The sequence below is a fragment of the Corynebacterium sp. AOP36-E1-14 genome, from assembly GCF_052377495.1.
Lineage (GTDB): Bacteria > Actinomycetota > Actinomycetes > Mycobacteriales > Mycobacteriaceae > Corynebacterium.
In genome coordinates this window covers 1-16264 of sequence record NZ_JBQSWV010000042.1, presented here as the reverse complement: position 1 = coordinate 16264, position 16264 = coordinate 1, and the positions used below count along the sequence as shown (strand labels likewise).

Genomic DNA, 16264 nt, shown 5'->3' with positions numbered 1-16264 from the left:
CCCCGTTCAGGCCGGATACCATCAGCACGTCGGGCAGCCCTCCGGAATCTTTCCCCGGTGTCAGTGCCTTCATGATCACAAAGGGGCTGGTGCGCTCAGCCAGCGTCGCTACACCCGATGACCAGGCCCCCTCTCAGTGCCCGACAACGGCCCTGCCGGCAACCTCAGCGGGCCCAGTGCAGATCTGCCTCATCCCAACGATCGGAGTGCGCCGTGACTGGCGTTTTTCCTGCCGGTCGGCGACGATGGCGCTTGTGCGGTAGGCGGATACCGTGGGCTTTCAGTGTGGCGATGGGTATGGCGTAAGTGTACTGGTAAATCGCCTCATGACTGATGGTTTCCCCGCCTGTACCCGGGGCGAATTCGCCGGTTGGGAGCCGCGGATCAGTGTGCGTGGTGGGGTGCGAACAGAAGTCCGTGTTTCCGATGCTGCCAGCAGCCTTCTGTTTCAGCCGCTCGGCCAGGCGCTTAGGCCCGATCCCTCGGGATAGATCGAAGCCGATCCAGGCGGGTAGCCGTGGCGATCGGGCGCCTTTGCGCTGCTGGGGCGCTTTCTACGATGCTCGGCTGTGTCGTCGGCGTGGTGGGGGTCATTAACACCACTGCTGCGGGCATTGGGGGTTATTTCCCTGCTGATCACTGACGCACTGCGCCCGGTCTTGGTCGCGATGGTGCGAAGACTGTCACCGTCATAGAGCAGGCACCGGATCCACATCCCTTCCCGGAAGTTGTGCTGCTCACGGCCCTTGATCCTCAGCTAGGGCAGAGCGGCGATTGACTGGTCGGGGTGGCGTCTGAACATAGTGACCATCATGGTCATCGACTATGGCTCCTCGTGGCAGGTAGACCCCCAGGTTCTGTCAGGGCCTGAGGTGTTGCTTCCACGACATGAACGGGGAAAGGTTCCATCCGGGTGCGCCAGCTGCAGACCAACGACAAGGTCAAGCGATTCCACCGCACGCTGGTCGGTGAGTAGACTTACGCGACGCCGTATTTCAGCGAAGCGAACCGCGAGGCGGTGTACGAGCTGTTGCTGCGCTACTACAATTACCGCCGAGCTCACATCGCTATCGGCAGTCTGACTGTCTCAGCGTAAATCCATGACCCGACGGAGAACTACAACTACGGCGTCACGGTTCTGCTTGTTAACCCGGAACAACAATGGAGGGAAACCAGCTGGCTCCGTCGGGTGGCAGAGCGCAACCCTGCGGGAGCTGTGAACTATCCCGGAGCGTCCCGCCCGGGTCGGCAGGTCAGTAGATTACACGGTAGATGGACTGACCGGAGAGAAAACCAACACCCTCAGAACCGGCAAGAAGGCTGTTCATTGCTTATCTGTTGTGCGCACTGACGGGTTCGAACCGCCGACCTGCTGGGTGTAAACCAGCTGCTCTTCCAACTGAGCTAAATGCGCGTCATCCCCACGCGGCCACTCCTGGGCCGACCGTCGGGAACCTGTAGAACTCTAGCGCTTCGTCCCGCCGGGGACCAGACAGGCCCCCTGCCAGGCGCCGAGGCGCGTCGAGATCGTCTGGACGAGGCCGGCGACCTGGGCGGACTCGGCGATCTCGCCCGGTTCCACCGTCCCCGGCGTGCCTGCGGCCGGGGTCAGCAGCCAGATACGGCCAGACTCCCCCAGGTTCCTGGTCGCGTCGACGAGTCCGTCGACGAGGTCGCCGTCATCGTGGCGCCACCACAGCAGGACGACGTCGACCATTTCGTCGGTCTCCTCGTCGAGGAGAGCCTCTCCGATGATCTCCTCGAGTCCCTCACTGATGGAGCTGTCGGCGTCTTCGTCCCAACCGAGCTCCTGCACGATCTGGCCGTTGGACACGTCCAACAACTCTGCCCAGTCCTGTCCTTCGTGCACTGCTGCGCCGGAGGCGTCTCCCACTTGCGGTTCCCTGACCTTTCCTCTGATATTTCTGGTGCCATTACTTCTTGCACCCCCAAGGAGGGTGCTTCGTGACGATCCCCCGAGTGGCGTATTTCACCATCCGGGCACTGCCCCGAGCCCGCGCGGGCCGCGCCTGGCGCGACACCCGCAGATCAAGGCACTGATCTCCCCTGCATAGTAGGGGAAGTATCTGGTCATGGCTAGGCGGTGGGCCAACTTGCCCGGCATCGCGCTGTAAATACCTACCCCGGTCTTCCGTAGTATCGAACAGTGACAGACCGTCGACAGGCCCCGCAGCCGCAGTCCAGGACCGCGGGCCAAGTCCTTTCCCGTACCCAGGAGGAGCGTCATGACATCTGCGTCCAGCAGGTCACCCAAGTCCGACAAGTCGGACAGCAATTTCAGCACCATCCGCGATGGCGTCGCGTCCTATCTCCGGGACTCCGACCCTGACGAGACCCAGGAGTGGATGGACTCCCTCGACGGTCTCCTCGGCGACGCGGGCCCGGACCGCGCCCGTTACCTGATGCTGCGCCTGCTGGAGCGCGCCTCCGCCAAGCGCGTCCCCATGCCCCCGCTGCTGTCCACGGACTACGTGAACACCATCCCCACCACCATGGAACCGGAGTTCCCCGGTGACGAGGACATGGAGAAGCGCTACCGCCGCTGGATCCGCTGGAACGCCGCGGTGATGGTCCACCGCGCCCAGCGTCCCGGCATCGGCGTGGGCGGACACATCTCGTCCTACGCCTCCGCCGCCGCCCTCTACGAGGTCGGCTTCAACCACTTCTTCCGCGGCAAGGACCACGCCGGCGGCGGCGACCACGTGTTCTTCCAGGGCCACGCCTCCCCCGGCATCTACGCCCGCGCCTTCCTCGAGGGCCGCCTCTCCGAGGAGGAGATGGACGCCTTCCGCCAGGAAAAGAGCAAGCCCGGCATCGGCATGCCCAGCTACCCCCACCCCCACGGCATGCCCGACTTCTGGGAGCACCCCACCGTGTCGATGGGCCTGGGCCCGATGAACGCCATCTACCAGGCGCGCTTCGACCGTTACCTCAACGACCGTGGCATCAAGGACACCTCCCAGCAGCACACCTGGGCGTTCCTCGGCGACGGCGAGATGGACGAGCCGGAGTCCCGCGGCCTCATCCAGCAGGCCGCCCTCTACAACCTCGACAACCTGACCTTCGTGGTGAACTGCAACCTGCAGCGCCTCGACGGCCCGGTCCGCGGCAACACCAAGATCATCCAGGAGCTCGAGAGCTTCTTCCGCGGTGCCGGCTGGAACGTCATCAAGGTCGTCTGGGCCCGCGAGTGGGACGACCTGCTCGCCAAGGACAAGGACGGCGACCTGGTCAACGTCATGAACACCACGCCGGACGGCGACTACCAGACCTTCAAGGCCAAGGACGGCGGCTACGTCCGCAAGTACTTCTTCGAGCAGAACCCGGAGACCGCCAAGCTCGTCGAGGACATGACCGACGAGGAGATCTTCGCCCTGCGCCGCGGTGGCCACGACTACCGCAAGATCTACGCCGCCTACAAGCGCGCACTGGAGACCAAGGACCAGCCGACGGTCATCCTGGCCCACACCATCAAGGGCTACGGTCTCGGCCACAACTTCGAGGGCCGCAACGCCACCCACCAGATGAAGAAGCTGGCCCTGGAGGACCTCAAGCAGTTCCGCACCAAGCAGGAGATCCCGATCTCCGACGAGGAGCTGGAGAAGGACCCGTACCTTCCCCCGTACTTCAACCCCGGTCCGGACTCCCCGGAGGTCCGGTACATGCTCGAGCGCCGCGAGGAGCTCGGCGGTGCCGTGCCGGAGCGCCGCAACTCCTACACGCCGCTGAAGGTCCCCGAGGTCAAGGACGGCGTCCGCAGCGTCCTGAAGGGCTCCGGCAAGCAGGAGGTCGCCACGACCATGGCGCTCGTCCGCGCGCTCAAGGACCTGATGCGTGACCCGGAGATCAAGAAGCGCCTCGTGCCGATCATCCCGGACGAGGCCCGCACCTTCGGCATGGACTCCTGGTTCCCGACGCTGAAGATCTACAACAACCACGGCCAGAACTACACGCCGGTGGACGCCGACCTGATGCTGTCCTACAAGGAGGCCACCTCCGGCCAGATCCTGCACGAGGGCATCAACGAGGCCGGCTCCATCGCCTCGTTCACCGCCGCCGCCACGTCCTACGCGACCCACGGCGAGCCGATGATCCCGCTGTACATCTTCTACGCGATGTTCGGCTTCCAGCGCACCGGCGACGGCATCTGGGCCGCCGCCGACCAGATGGCGCGTGGTGTCCTCATCGGCGCCACCGCAGGACGCACCACGCTGACCGGCGAGGGCCTGCAGCACATGGACGGCCACTCCCTGCTGCTCGCGGCGACCAACCCGGCCGTCGTGGCCTGGGACCCCGCCTTCGGCTTCGAGATCGGCTACATCCTGCGCGACGGCATCCAGCGCATGTACGGCGAGGGTGCCGGCAAGGACGGCCAGGGCGAGAACGTGATCTACTACCTCACCGCCTACAACGAGCCGATCCACCAGCCGGCCGTGCCGGAGAACCTGGACGTCGACGGCCTGCTCAAGGGCATCTACCTCTACTCCCCGGCCGACCGTCTGATCGGCACCGGCGAGCAGTCCGCCGGCGACGTCGGAGCCGCCCCGCAGACCGACCTGGTCGCCAACATCCTGGCGTCCGGCGTGGGTGTGACCGAGGCGATCCGCGCCAAGGAGATGCTGCGTGAGAAGTTCGACGTCAACGTGTCGCTGTACTCGGTGACGTCCTGGACCGAGCTGGCGCGTGAGGGTGCCGCGCTGTCGCGCGAGGCCCTGCGCCACCCGTCGGCGGAGACCACGAAGCCGTTCGTCACCGAGGTGCTGGACAAGGCCACCGGCCCGTTCATCGGTGTCTCCGACTTCGCCGCGGACCTGCCCGAGCAGATCCGCGCCTACGTCCCCGGCGACTACACCACCCTGGGTTGCGACGGGTTCGGATTCTCCGACACCCGTGCCGCGGCACGCCGCTTCTTCAACTCGGACGCCGAGTCGATCGTGGTCGCCGTGCTCGCCTCCCTGGCACGCGAGGGCAAGGTCTCCTGGGACGACGTCAACGACGCCGCCGAGGAACTGAACCTGACCGACCCCACCAAGGCCTGATCTGGCCTGATCTGGCCTGAGCAGGCGCAAGCGGGTTCCATCCACCTGATTGGTAAAGTGGTCCCCGACAGTGACGGGACCGCACGACCCTCTAGAAAGGTGGATGTCCGTGGAGATTTCACCGGATGCCCGAGACAAGCTCGCCGAGAAGCTCGGCGGGGAACCTGCCGACGATGCCGCGAAGGGGTCACGCCCCGCGCGCAACGCCCGCAGCGCCTCGGTCGACCCGGTGACCAGGATCTCCATGATCATCGAGGACGCCACCGGTGTCGACGTCGAGGAGATCAGCGCCGACAGCGACCTGACCGACGACCTCCACATCGACTCGGTCTCGCGCATCGACATCGCCATCCGCATCGAGGACGCCTTCGGCGTGCGCGTCGAGGAGGAGGACCTCGACTCCGCGCGCACGGTGCGTGACATCGTCCGGTTCGTGGAGGCCCGCTCCACCACGGACGCGTAGGTCCATGACAGCGCAAGACGCCGCGAGCGCCGACATCCTCGCCGCGGTGGACGCCTGGCCGGTCGACACCGTCGCCGCCGGCCTCCTCGCCCCGGGCGGTACGGCCACCCACGGGGATGTCGACCGGTTGTTCCCGCTGGCCAGCGTGAGCAAACTGATCACCGCCTACAGCGTCCTGATCGCCGTCGAGGAGGGCGCCTTCGCCCTCGACGACACCGTCGACGACGTCGTCGCCGAATACGGTGCGACGGTGGACGGTCCGTCCGACGCCACCGTGCGTGAACTGCTCAGCCACGCCTCCGGCGTAGGTATGAGCTCGCGGGAACGCGAGAAGCCCGCACGGACGCGGCGGATCTACTCCTCGGCCGGATACGAGATCCTCGCCGACCTCGTCTCCGCCACCGGTATCGACTTTGTGGACTACACGCGCGCCGCCGTGTGCGAGCCGCTGGGTATCCCGGAGGCCGACCTGGACCTCTCCGGCTCGGCCGGGCACGGTTTCAGCGCCACCGTGGCGGCGATGACACGCATCGCCGCCGAGTTCCTCTCCCCCACCCTGATCTCCGGGCAGACCTGGGACGAGGCGCTCACCGCACAGTTCGCCGACCTGGACGGCATCGTGCCGGGCTACGGGCGCCAGACGCCGTGCCCCTGGGGGCTGGGCGTGGAGATCCACGGCACCAAGTCACCGCACTGGGTGGGTTCCTCGATGCCTCAGGACGTGGCCGGGCACTTCGGTCAGTCCGGCACCTTCCTGTGGTTCCACCGTCCCAGCGGGCAGGCCGCCGTGGTGCTGACCGACCGTGCCTTCGGCCCGTGGGCGAAGGAACGTTGGGCCGGCTTCAACGACGACCTGTGGGACGCGCTTCAGACCTCCAGCTGATCGAGGCGGGCGTAGCTCGTCTCCATGCCGTCGACCATGCCGGTGCCGAGGATCATGTCCCGGGCCGCGACGCCCGGGTAGTGATCAGCAGCGTGAGCAGCGTACCCTCCGCCACCGGGGCGAGGGACAGTTCATTGCGGGTCACCGGGCCGTCCGGCACGGGCGTGCCCTCCCCGTCGGTCATCATCTCGGTGGTGACCGCGCGGTAGGGTTCCTCGGCCTCCAGGACCTCGCCGGTGAAGCCGAACGCCGGGGCGGGCTCGGCGGTCGCTGAGGCGTCCGGCGTGGCGTCCGGCGTGGCGTCCTGCTGCCATCCGAAGCGGTAGGACTCCCCGACGGTGCTGGACACCTCGCACACGGGCATCGACCAGCCGTCCGGGCCCAGCTGCCACCTGCGCAGGACGTCCGCATCGTGGTGCGCCCGCCAGGCGTGCCGCACGTCGCCGGCCAATACCCGGGTGATGCGCACGACGGTGTCGGAGATGACCGTCAGCTGCGTCCCGGTCCCGGGCGCGGCGGAGTCCGGGTCGGCGAGGACGCCGTCCAGCTGCCCCATAGCTGCCTCCAGACCCTCCGCCATGCCCATGCCCACGAGTTTGTCCATGTCCTCGGAGCTGGCGAAGGAGGTCACCATGGTCACCGTCGCGCCCTCCTCCGTCGCGTCGAACCGGAAGGACATCGTCATCTCCGGGGCGTCGGTGTTGGGGTTGCCGGACGCGTCGGCGAAACCGTCCGTCACCACGAAGGAGTGTGGTGCGTGGACCTCGGTGAAGGACCAGTACCCGTGGGAGGTGTCCCCCTCCGGACCGGTCATGTAGTAGTGCGTGTGGCCGCCGACGGCCATGTCGTTGCGCACCACGGTGGCGGGGTAGGTCGGTGGTCCCCAGAAGCGTTCGAGCTGCGAGGGGTCCGCGTAGGCGTTCCAGAGACGGGACGGGGAGACGGGGTAGTCGCCGGTGATCTCGATGCTCGAGGTCTCCGGTCTCATACTGACGGTTCTGACAGGCATGACGACGCTCCTTAGGCGGGAGGTCCAGTATATGCACAGCGCACAGGCCTGGAACAGGGCCAAACGGACTCACGCGTTGCGTTGCTTCAACTCACGTTCAGCGGGGACGGCCTCAGTTCCTGTGGGCGCGGGGCTGTGCCGGAGAAGGTCTGCGAGCACCCACACGACCAAGAGCACGTGAAGGGTGATCATCACTACCAGCGCGACGATATCCGTCCCAGGAGTCTGGATACTCGCCGGTCCGATCAGCCCCTGTGCCGAAATCCACAATCCGTAGCTGGAGACCAGGACGACGCCGACGGCGCCGAGCGCAGCCAGTGGGCGTGCTGAACGCTGCAGGCCGGCGCACAACCCGGTCACGCATCCCACGGCCACACCCGTGAGGGTTCAGTACGCAACGGCTTCGACTGCGAAGTCCTCCAGCGTGCCTAGTGCCAGCTGTACCGGGTAGTACGTCGCGCCTGCTATTCCGGTGGACGCTGCGCCGAGCACCGCGGCACGAAGTGGTCGGGCCTGCCGGTCGACCAGGCGAACAACGAGATAGCCCCACCAGCTCCAGAGCCAGGCAACTCCGAAGATCTGGCTGAGTACCGCCGACCCGGGAAGCACGCCTGTGTACGTCACAACAGTGACCACGGTCAGGGCGACACCCGCGCCCAGAGCGATGAACACGGATCGAATGAAGGAAGAAACGGTGAACCCCCGGATATAAGAGCGGTACCCCGCAGGAGCGAGGTCCTACTTCAACGTGACAACGACGAGACTACTGGGGCAGACCAGTAGGAGTTGCCGGTTCCGTCAACCTGGATCCCTGCTGGTTGGGCTGAGCGAAGCAACTAAACGAAGAACCCCAGGTGGCACAACCATTGGTCGCACTACCTGGGGTTAGATGCTCCTCCAGCTGGACTCGAACCAGCAACCCTTCGATTAACAGTCGAATGCTCTGCCATTGAGCTATGGAGGATTATGTCGGCGGGGCATGCTCTGCCCTGCAACGGAATGGAACTTTACAGAGCGTGGCGCGAAGGATCAAATCAGTGCCTTCACCTGCAATGACACCGGTGTTCGCCGCACCCTGCTCACGGGCGCCGGCACGGGCGGAGAACCCCCTCGGCGACCAAGGGGCACCTGCCCGGAGGGCTCATCGCCGTGTGCTTAAATGTGCCTACGGGGCTATAGCTCAGTTGGTTAGAGCCGCGGACTCATAATCCGCTGGTCGCCGGTTCAAGCCCGGCTGGCCCCACCAAACTTAAGAACACCTGGTCAGCATCGGTTTTTCGGTTCTTCTAGATCACTGTTTCTACTCTGGATCACTGCTCTCATCCCCTGATTCGGGAAGTGGTAGGAGAGTCGGGACCCTGGATGCCGCCGCTGCGGCTGCTGTGTTCAATGATACCGCGACAGCGGCCTGTTCGGCCGGCAAGACGTCAATGTAGTGCCTAAGGGTGGTGCTGACCTGCCCATGACCCAGGTTCTTCGACACCGCAGCGATCGAAGCCCCTGCCGCCACCGACAGGCTGGCGAACGAGTCACGAAGTTGATGAGGGGTCGCCGCCGGCTCAATGCCCGCCTGCTCGCAGGCAGGGATCAGCACCCGATTACGCCAGTTAGCGTTCGACAACTCTCCACCCACAGAACTGATGAACACCAGTTCCCTGCCCCACGGGGCCACCTCAGGCCACTGCTTCAACGCAGAACCATCGCCATAGCGCTCCGACCAAAGCTCAAGGAGCTTCACCCTCACCAGCTCAGGGACCGGGACCACACGACGCTGATGCGTCTTCGTCGGCCCCACCTCCATATAGGACTCATCACCACGACGAACGGCCTTCGACACCGAGGCCACGAAACCATCAGAGACAAGATCAGACCACACCAGAGCTGCGGCCTCTCCCCAACGAAGCCCCATATACGCCAACACCAGAATCAGGGCCTCGTCCTGCTTCGCCGGAACTGCCTTCACCAGTCCGGCGATCTGCTCATGGGACACCACACGCGGCTTACCCGGTTTCACACCACGAACGGTGATCTTCTCTGACGGGTTTACCGCCAGCGCCCGATCATCCACCGCCACGCGCAACACACCACGCAGGACACCCAGAGCAAGCCGAGCAGTGCTCGGAGACCGACGCTTCGCCAACTCATTCACCCATGCCTGCACATCAGAACGACGGAGCATACTTACCGGGAGCCTCCCGAACTTCGGGAGGACATGGGTCCGCAGCAACGAGTCCTCCCGCTGCACCGTCGCAGGGGCAACATCAGAATGCAAAGCGGTGTACCTATCAGCCCACCACGCCACGGACTTCTTCGCCCCAACAGGGTCCAGAAGCCCCTCACCACGTTCCAGCCGCCGATACCCTTCACGCTCAAACGCCTCGGCGTCCTGACGCCGACGAAACGTCTGGGACACAGCCGAACGACCACCCACCCAAATGATCGCCCGCCACGACACCTTGCCGGTACGATCAGACACACGCTTTTCAACACTCACGGGTCGTCACCAAAGCTTTTCCGCGTAACCGCCGCCCTGCGGCGCAGCAGGTCCATCAACATCCAAGACCTGGGCCTCAATCCACGACACAACATCACTCATCCGCCAACGAAGACGGGCACGACTGCCCGCGGACAAACGGAGGGGAACCGGTTCATCGCCCCTCTCACGGTTCTCCACAAACATCCGGCGCACCTGCTCCGGGGACACTCCAAGCACCTTGGCCACCTCCTTGGTCGACACCAACGCTTCTGGCTGCTCTGTCTGATTCACGACACCCTCACATTCCTTCCGCTAACTTCAACGAGGCTCCCGCCCGGACTGCCGTCCGGTTGGGCCTTAGACCACCGCTGACCAGGACCATCCCAGCCACTTCGCTGCACCGGGATTCCACAACCGACAACAGCCCACATCACACGAACAACTACCGACAACAGACACACAAGGTCCGACCGGTCGCCTCCCGGCCTCCCTCCACGCGCTTCCGCTCCGCACGCGCGTTCCGCTCGGCCCTCCCCCGCCCGGTCGGGGCAGCCCTCCGCTGCGCTCCGAGCTGCCAACAGCTCCACAATCCCGATCCACCAACAGCACCCGGGACACCCACTGCCACACACAGTCCACGACCACCCAGACACCAGCCGATCACGAGCTCGTCACGCCACCGGAAGGACCAGGGCCCCGCTCATCGCCATCGACACCATCACCGCCGGCACCAGACACAAACCGGTTGCCCTCCTTCACCGTCCCATGCTGCGCCAAATACGCCTCGATGGACTTTTCTGACATGAAATATGCACGGGCTTGAATAAGCAATCCTGTCTCACTACCAATTACACACCCACCAATACGATCAGCAGGGATATCCGTAGGAGACACAGCATCATCCGGAGTCTGACCAAGGATCATCTCCCGCATCTGGGGCGTTGACACCCTGAACGCCACGCGTCTGCCCGTAAGGTCCCTCACCGCGGTTGAAATCGTGTTCGCATCCGGCTTCTGCGTGGACAAAATCACATGAATACCGGCAGACCGGCCACGCTTGATAAGGTCACGAATGAGCGCCTCAATGCGCTCCATCTTCTCCTTCTCAGCCTTGGGGCGCCCTGTCTTCTCGGTCCAGGCCTGAACCTCATCCATGACGATCAGTTCAACAGGACGTTCGGAAACAATGGGCGAGTTCCAGAAGTTCGATTCACCGGTGAGCTGCTTGTTGGTCTTAATGCGTTCACGCATCACAGCCTGCTTCGACTCCAACAGCTCAATCATCCCGTCGAAATCCTCATCGTCCTGCCAGAGCAGATCGACATACGGTGCGACAGAGTCGAAGTCTGCGCCACCTTTACCGTCACAGACGGTGACTTTCACACGGTCATCAATAAGCAGCGGAGTCAGGAACTCGTTAATGAACGCGGTCTTGCCACCACCAGGGACACCACCAACCAACGTTCCAGACGTACCCGACAGCGACAGCGACTGAGGTGCACCCTCCTCGTCGTAGAACGCGGCCACAGCCATCTTGTCCCAATCCACCGCCGGCGGGGCCGTCAGCGTACGAGGTTCATCCAGTGCAGAGCGCTTCTTCTCACGGAAGAAGTCAACGGACCACGCACTGTTAGAGAGACGCTGCAGGGTGTAGTCCGCGGCCCCGACGATAGGCAACGCGCTCTCGATCTTCGCTGCCACGTTCTCCTCGGTGGCCCCTGCCAAGGGCACATCAAATTCCCAGATATCAAGCTGGAAGTCATACACACTGAAATACTCGCGTTCGTCGGACCAAGACACCATCTGAGCTTCCCGTAGCAGGGCGTTGCCGAACTCCAGCATCTTGCGCCGGCGGTAACCGACGTACAGTCGCCACCCATCACCGAGCACCGGGGCGCTACAGAGGAAGAACCGGATGAACGGCGCATCGGTGCTCCGCTTAAACATGAACGCCCCGACCCACAGCACAAGGGAGACGACAGCAAGGGCTGCGAACATCGACGACATCATCAGCAGAATGACCCAGACAAGGGTGACCCAGGTCCGCGGCACCACCCACCGGACCACCCGGAAACCCAACGTCAGCCACCAGATAACACCGTAGTCAACATAGGACTGCTGGAGCTCCCGGTGCCGGCGATCCTTCGCCGCCGCAGAGGCCGAAGCCGCCCGGTACTCATCCCGAGCACTCGGACGGCCCCCCTCAAACCTTTCGAGCGCCATCGTCAGGACTCCACGTCGATCCAGAGACGACGCAGGAACTCCGGTACATCCTGACCACTACGAGACTGAGCCCGATCAAGATCACGCTCAGGCTCAGAACGCCGCTTCACCGTCCGCGCGAGATCACCAATACGACCCGGCAGCTCCAACGCCAACCTGAACAAGGCAGTAGCACTGTCTTCCACATCCAACAGGCCATCAGCCTGGTACTGCTTCGCGCGTTTCAACTCCGATGCCTTCGGTGTCCTCACCACACGATCAACAATTCGGCTTAGAACATCAGCCGACACGGTCTCATTGCCCGCGGTGCGAAGGCCCAAACAGGCTGGGCCGTCTACAGACTGCACGACAATCCTGATGACCAAACGAGCAGTCTGATGCATATACCACTCATGGGGAGCAGCCGCCCATGTCAGTTCAGCCGGGCAAGTGAGAACATCAGGAATCCCCTCGACGTCATCGAACGGGTCCTCTAGGTACACAGCACTCCAACCCTCGAACTCGGGGATCAAAGTGGCCACGGGAGCCTTCTCCGCACCAACGAAATTTTCCGCCTTCGGCAGGACATCCAGCTCCGCCAAAGAAATAGCCGCACTTCCTCCCTTCACATCCTCACGACGGATTTCTGTGTCCTTATACAAACGCTTAGGAATATCCATTTTCTGTCTCCTCACTCTTCTTCAGCCACGGCTTTGGTGGCCTCGTCATAATCAAAGTGGACACCATCCACTAGGTCGTAGTAGTCCTGGACATGCTGCACCTCAAGAGGCGTATACGCCCAGTGAAAATACAGCCGACAAAACTCGTGCTCGCGCATTTCGCGGACCCTCCGCACTTCATCGCGTACCTGATGGGCCACCTGGTCCGCATCATCCGCGGACTCCCGAATCGCCAGACCAGGAACCACACCGAGCCACTCACGCTCACCAACCCGCGCGATCTGAGCGACAACACCCGTAGCCATCACACGACGCTCTACAGCATCCCGCACCACAGGTGACAACTCCTCGCTCCACTGGTGGACATCCAGAAGCATGATCTGGCCGCCCACCTGGAACTTCATCGTCGTCTCACGGAGCCGGTAATCGTGCTCACGCAGCACTAGCTCCACGTCGCGCCGCTGATCATTCGATGGCGAATCAACACCAGCAGCGCACAACACATCCTCAATATCGATGTCCCGCCACAGCATCTAGTCCACCGCCTCCAGGCCGTCGTGCTCGAACCACATGCCGACTTTCGTTCGGTCCGAACCCACTTGTGAAGTACCCCAAGGGTGCGCAATAATGCGGTCGTTGACGAACCGGACCTGCTGCTGCGGGACAAACTCCGGCTCAGCCGACGCGTACAATTTGACGCTCATCTGCTCCAATCCAGACCTTCCAGGGCGATCCACCAGAAGCGTCACAGCCCACCGCGGCATGCCATCTTCTTTTCGGGTCTGCTGAACACGTGCCCCATCACGAAAGACCTCATGCGCGCCGACATCCACGACCATGCACGACCAATGGACGGTCTCCGTATCGACACTATCGATACTTCCAATTCCAGCCATCTCACCCTCGACCTTCCGTCACACTCTGTGACTGACTCAAAACTGCGTTTCGCCGTATCTCGGCGACAACAACACCATGCCAAAACGACAACGAAGTAAGAGCGAATAAGCCAAGCTAGAGCTGTTCAAAACGGACAAAGTGTATCGATCGATACAACCTGTCCATTTTGGAAAACTGACCAATGTTCGAAAAATTGAGCCAGAAACGAACAATAGACTCGATGATTCGAACACCATCCCCTGAAGCCCACGAAGCGCCACCTCACGGAGAATCTTTTGTGATGTTCGTCACACTTCACTCAGGACGGTCAGATACACCGACCCCAGACCACCCACCGACCCTCCCTGCATCAACCACACGCCGAGCAACAAACAGGTCATACTCCGCCTGAAGACCCATCCAAAAATCAGCCGACAGCCCGAAGAACACACCCAACCGCACCGCCATCTCACCGGTCATACGAGACTCCCCGCGGACCAACCTCGACACCCTCGACCGACTAACCCCCAGCTCACGAGCCAATCCAGACTGACTAATACCCCACGGCTCCAGAAACTCGGTGAACAAGATCTCCCCAGGAGTCGCCAAGTGACCAGTCTCCTCGCTCAACTCCACCCCTGCCAACCGGTCCATCAGCTCCGCGTTGTCTACAGTGACCTCACGAAAATACCGACCAAAGCTCTCCTCAGCCCCTAACCTCCTCATCAGCCCTGGTGCCCCCTCAGTAGTCTTCCGAGCCAGTTCATCCAACCGGTCGTACGCTTCCCGCTCACCCATCTCCACTACCTCCTCTTCCCTACCTAGAACAGCACCGACTGCACAGACGCCGGCTCAACACTCACCGGCACCGGCTTCTTCACCTTTCCCAGGTCAAGTGCCTTTCTCAGCCCTTCACGCCATGCTTCCTCTCGACCGAGCTTCGCCCTCACCGAACGCTCCTTAACCATCTCTCGGTCCTCGCACCGATCCTCAACCTCCTGGTCAGAAACCATGCACACCTGATGACCGATACCCAGCTTCACCAGCACCTCGTGACCGATCTTCACCGCTTCCTCCGCCGTCCGCGCTGCCGACACCGCTTCGACCACTTCCAGCCGAACATCGACCTTCGACTGCACCTTGCGCCACTCGTCCGGTTCAACCTTGGCGATCGTCCACGACTCCACCGCCGCTTCACCCGCCTCCACCAACTCTTCATCCGTCAGATCAGCGATACCCAGAGAGTCTTTCGCCCCCTTTGACCAGGTCATCTGCCGACGACCCTTCGACTCCTTCTCCCAGACGTGCCACAACGCCACGTCCTCAGCCTCAGGCTTCTCTCCCCGTTGTTGAGCCAGCCCGACGTCCTCCAACACCTGAAACGGTGTCCGACTACCCTTCCGAGCGATCTTTCCCAGACCACCAGAAACCTCACCACCCAACGACTGGCTCATGCCCTTAGCGACATAGCCGGCCACATCCTCTGCATCCTGACCGGTCCCGGCCTGCCGAAGATCAACACCATGCTCATCACTCGGAGCATCCAGCCCCCTACGCTCTGCCGCCCTGGACCAGCGCTCAAAAATCCGTCCCCGAAGCTTCACCAGCTCCAGCTCCGCCAGCCGACGATGGGTCAACAGCAGCGCGTGAATGTGCACGTGCCACCCGTTTTTACCCACCGTGACCTCGACGCTCTTCACGAAATGCTCAATACCGAACTCTGCCTTGTCCCCGACACTCCGAGCGCCACCACGCCACGCTGCCGTGCCGGTCACTCCCTTCCAGCAGTACGAGAGTGCATCCCAGAGTTCCGTGAGGCCCTGGCTCTTCCGGTGCCTAAGAGTCAAGGTCAGGAACTGTACCGAGTGGCCCGGTTCCTCCGTCCAGTTCTGGATCGCCGTCGTGGTCTCTGCTGTACGAAGTGACTGGATGTTCGCTGCTGACACCGGGGACCCCCACACCGAGTGACTGTCCTGAAGACTGGCCCACCGAGCAGAACCCTCTCCTCTCCACTGAAGAGACGCATCCCGAGCACCGGGGGCACGCCACCTGTGACACCCCGCCAGAGACTTCACCTTCGTCACCGACCACAGAGCCGCCTGGGTGCCCCAGAGACGCCGCCGATACTCACGACCAGCCGCCTGCTGCTGCTCTTCTATTTCAGAGGTACCAAGGCGGCGCTCCGCGCCGCTGTTCAACGCCGATTCAACGGCTTTTTCACTTCGGGTAGACCGGTGTCCGGTCTTGCCAGTAGTCTGGGCACATGCAGAGAGCTCCTGCATCGCATCCCTTTCGGTTCGGGATGCTGCCCAGGTGGTATTTGGTAGGTACAGCCTGTGGCCAAGATGGTCTGATTACGCCTCACTAGCGTGATCAGGCCATCTTTTTTGCCTAAAGTTTGCTGGTCTCCAAGCCCGTAATGGACTCATAATCCGCTGGTCGCGGGTTCAAGCCCCGCTGGCCCCACAAATGCCCCGGCACGGCACCCCCGTGACCGGGGATTTTTCATGCTTGACCTGCAACAGCGCTAGATTGGCTCCAGGACAGAGCTGGACACAACTTCCCACGAACGGCCGTCCATCTCCCACGAAACTCCCACGGACGCCACGCCACGG

15 protein-coding genes and 3 tRNA genes are annotated in these 16264 nt (G+C 62.9%); 4 read left to right on the top strand and 14 right to left on the bottom strand.

The genetic code is table 11. The annotated features are described in order from the left end of the window. Positions 1 to 448 precede the first annotated feature (448 nt). From ACT3TD_RS13985 to ACT3TD_RS13975, 3 genes are all read right to left on the bottom strand, one after another. Complete coding sequence (locus tag ACT3TD_RS13985) at positions 449 to 715, bottom strand: helix-turn-helix domain-containing protein (RefSeq protein WP_441579709.1); 267 nt, start codon at positions 713 to 715, stop codon at positions 449 to 451. A 626-nt stretch (positions 716 to 1341) separates the two neighbouring features. Further along, positions 1342 to 1414, bottom strand: a tRNA-Val gene (locus ACT3TD_RS13980). A gap of 51 nt (positions 1415 to 1465) precedes the next feature. Further along, the gene (locus ACT3TD_RS13975) at positions 1466 to 1894 is read right to left on the bottom strand and encodes a DUF3052 domain-containing protein (RefSeq protein ID WP_301443325.1); all 429 of its coding nucleotides are present in this window, start codon (positions 1892 to 1894) and stop codon (positions 1466 to 1468) included. A 352-nt stretch (positions 1895 to 2246) separates the two neighbouring features. On the opposite strand from ACT3TD_RS13975, the gene aceE reads away from it, so the two are divergent. The 3 genes from aceE (at position 2247) to ACT3TD_RS13960 (ending at position 6406) form a co-directional block, all read left to right on the top strand. Then, a complete protein-coding gene (gene aceE, locus ACT3TD_RS13970) occupies positions 2247 to 5060 on the top strand; it encodes a pyruvate dehydrogenase (acetyl-transferring), homodimeric type (protein WP_444615139.1) in 2814 nt (937 codons plus the stop codon). Between the two features lie 109 nt (positions 5061 to 5169). Continuing rightward, complete coding sequence (locus ACT3TD_RS13965) at positions 5170 to 5523, top strand: acyl carrier protein (protein WP_301443323.1); 354 nt, start codon at positions 5170 to 5172, stop codon at positions 5521 to 5523. A gap of 4 nt (positions 5524 to 5527) precedes the next feature. Beyond that, a complete protein-coding gene (locus ACT3TD_RS13960) occupies positions 5528 to 6406 on the top strand; it encodes a serine hydrolase domain-containing protein (protein WP_301443322.1) in 879 nt (292 codons plus the stop codon). A 52-nt stretch (positions 6407 to 6458) separates the two neighbouring features. On the opposite strand, the gene ACT3TD_RS13955 is transcribed toward ACT3TD_RS13960, so the two are convergent. The 3 genes from ACT3TD_RS13955 to ACT3TD_RS13945 all read right to left on the bottom strand — a co-directional run bounded on the left by ACT3TD_RS13955 (position 6459) and on the right by ACT3TD_RS13945 (position 8379). Then, on the bottom strand, positions 6459 to 7415 hold the full coding sequence (locus tag ACT3TD_RS13955) for an SRPBCC family protein (protein WP_441579711.1): 957 nt from the start codon (positions 7413 to 7415) through the stop codon (positions 6459 to 6461). 387 nt (positions 7416 to 7802) lie between these two features. Beyond that, on the bottom strand, positions 7803 to 8087 hold the full coding sequence (locus ACT3TD_RS13950; protein WP_444615137.1) for a hypothetical protein: 285 nt from the start codon (positions 8085 to 8087) through the stop codon (positions 7803 to 7805). 220 nt (positions 8088 to 8307) lie between these two features. Further along, a tRNA-Asn gene (locus ACT3TD_RS13945) sits at positions 8308 to 8379 on the bottom strand. Positions 8380 to 8584: 205 nt separating this feature from the next. Between ACT3TD_RS13945 and ACT3TD_RS13940 the strand changes: the two genes are divergently transcribed. Further along, positions 8585 to 8661, top strand: a tRNA-Ile gene (locus ACT3TD_RS13940). 54 nt (positions 8662 to 8715) lie between these two features. On the opposite strand, the gene ACT3TD_RS13935 is transcribed toward ACT3TD_RS13940, so the two are convergent. The 8 genes from ACT3TD_RS13935 to ACT3TD_RS13900 all read right to left on the bottom strand — a co-directional run bounded on the left by ACT3TD_RS13935 (position 8716) and on the right by ACT3TD_RS13900 (position 15595). Then, a complete protein-coding gene (locus ACT3TD_RS13935) occupies positions 8716 to 9717 on the bottom strand; it encodes a tyrosine-type recombinase/integrase (RefSeq protein ID WP_444615141.1) in 1002 nt (333 codons plus the stop codon). Positions 9718 to 9915: 198 nt separating this feature from the next. After that, positions 9916 to 10182: a helix-turn-helix transcriptional regulator gene (locus ACT3TD_RS13930; RefSeq protein WP_441579713.1), complete on the bottom strand. Its 267-nt coding sequence runs from the start codon at positions 10180 to 10182 to the stop codon at positions 9916 to 9918. Positions 10183 to 10551: 369 nt separating this feature from the next. Continuing rightward, the gene (locus ACT3TD_RS13925; protein WP_444615135.1) at positions 10552 to 12114 is read right to left on the bottom strand and encodes a hypothetical protein; all 1563 of its coding nucleotides are present in this window, start codon (positions 12112 to 12114) and stop codon (positions 10552 to 10554) included. Positions 12115 to 12116: 2 nt separating this feature from the next. Further along, complete coding sequence (locus ACT3TD_RS13920; protein WP_444615133.1) at positions 12117 to 12773, bottom strand: hypothetical protein; 657 nt, start codon at positions 12771 to 12773, stop codon at positions 12117 to 12119. An 11-nt stretch (positions 12774 to 12784) separates the two neighbouring features. Beyond that, positions 12785 to 13306, bottom strand: a complete 522-nt coding sequence (locus ACT3TD_RS13915; protein ID WP_444615131.1) for a hypothetical protein — start codon at positions 13304 to 13306, stop codon at positions 12785 to 12787. After that, entirely contained in the window at positions 13307 to 13669 is a 363-nt protein-coding gene (locus ACT3TD_RS13910; protein WP_444615129.1) for a hypothetical protein, read from the bottom strand. It abuts the gene before it with no gap. A gap of 295 nt (positions 13670 to 13964) precedes the next feature. Further along, positions 13965 to 14447, bottom strand: a complete 483-nt coding sequence (locus ACT3TD_RS13905; protein WP_444615127.1) for a HigA family addiction module antitoxin — start codon at positions 14445 to 14447, stop codon at positions 13965 to 13967. A gap of 23 nt (positions 14448 to 14470) precedes the next feature. Further along, entirely contained in the window at positions 14471 to 15595 is a 1125-nt protein-coding gene (locus ACT3TD_RS13900; RefSeq protein WP_444638056.1) for a hypothetical protein, read from the bottom strand. Between the last annotated feature and the right edge of the window lie 669 nt (positions 15596 to 16264).

Coding starts and splice junctions, on each gene's coding strand:
- ACT3TD_RS13960 (WP_301443322.1), top strand. CDS start 5,528: ATGACAGCGCAAGACGCCGCGAGCGCCGACATCCTCGCCGCGGTGGAC.
- ACT3TD_RS13920 (WP_444615133.1), bottom strand. CDS start 12,773: ATGGATATTCCTAAGCGTTTGTATAAGGACACAGAAATCCGTCGTGAG.
- ACT3TD_RS13905 (WP_444615127.1), bottom strand. CDS start 14,447: ATGGGTGAGCGGGAAGCGTACGACCGGTTGGATGAACTGGCTCGGAAG.
- ACT3TD_RS13925 (WP_444615135.1), bottom strand. CDS start 12,114: ATGGCGCTCGAAAGGTTTGAGGGGGGCCGTCCGAGTGCTCGGGATGAG.
- aceE (WP_444615139.1), top strand. CDS start 2,247: ATGACATCTGCGTCCAGCAGGTCACCCAAGTCCGACAAGTCGGACAGC.
- ACT3TD_RS13910 (WP_444615129.1), bottom strand. CDS start 13,669: ATGGCTGGAATTGGAAGTATCGATAGTGTCGATACGGAGACCGTCCAT.
- ACT3TD_RS13985 (WP_441579709.1), bottom strand. CDS start 715: ATGTGGATCCGGTGCCTGCTCTATGACGGTGACAGTCTTCGCACCATC.
- ACT3TD_RS13955 (WP_441579711.1), bottom strand. CDS start 7,415: ATGCCTGTCAGAACCGTCAGTATGAGACCGGAGACCTCGAGCATCGAG.
- ACT3TD_RS13915 (WP_444615131.1), bottom strand. CDS start 13,306: ATGCTGTGGCGGGACATCGATATTGAGGATGTGTTGTGCGCTGCTGGT.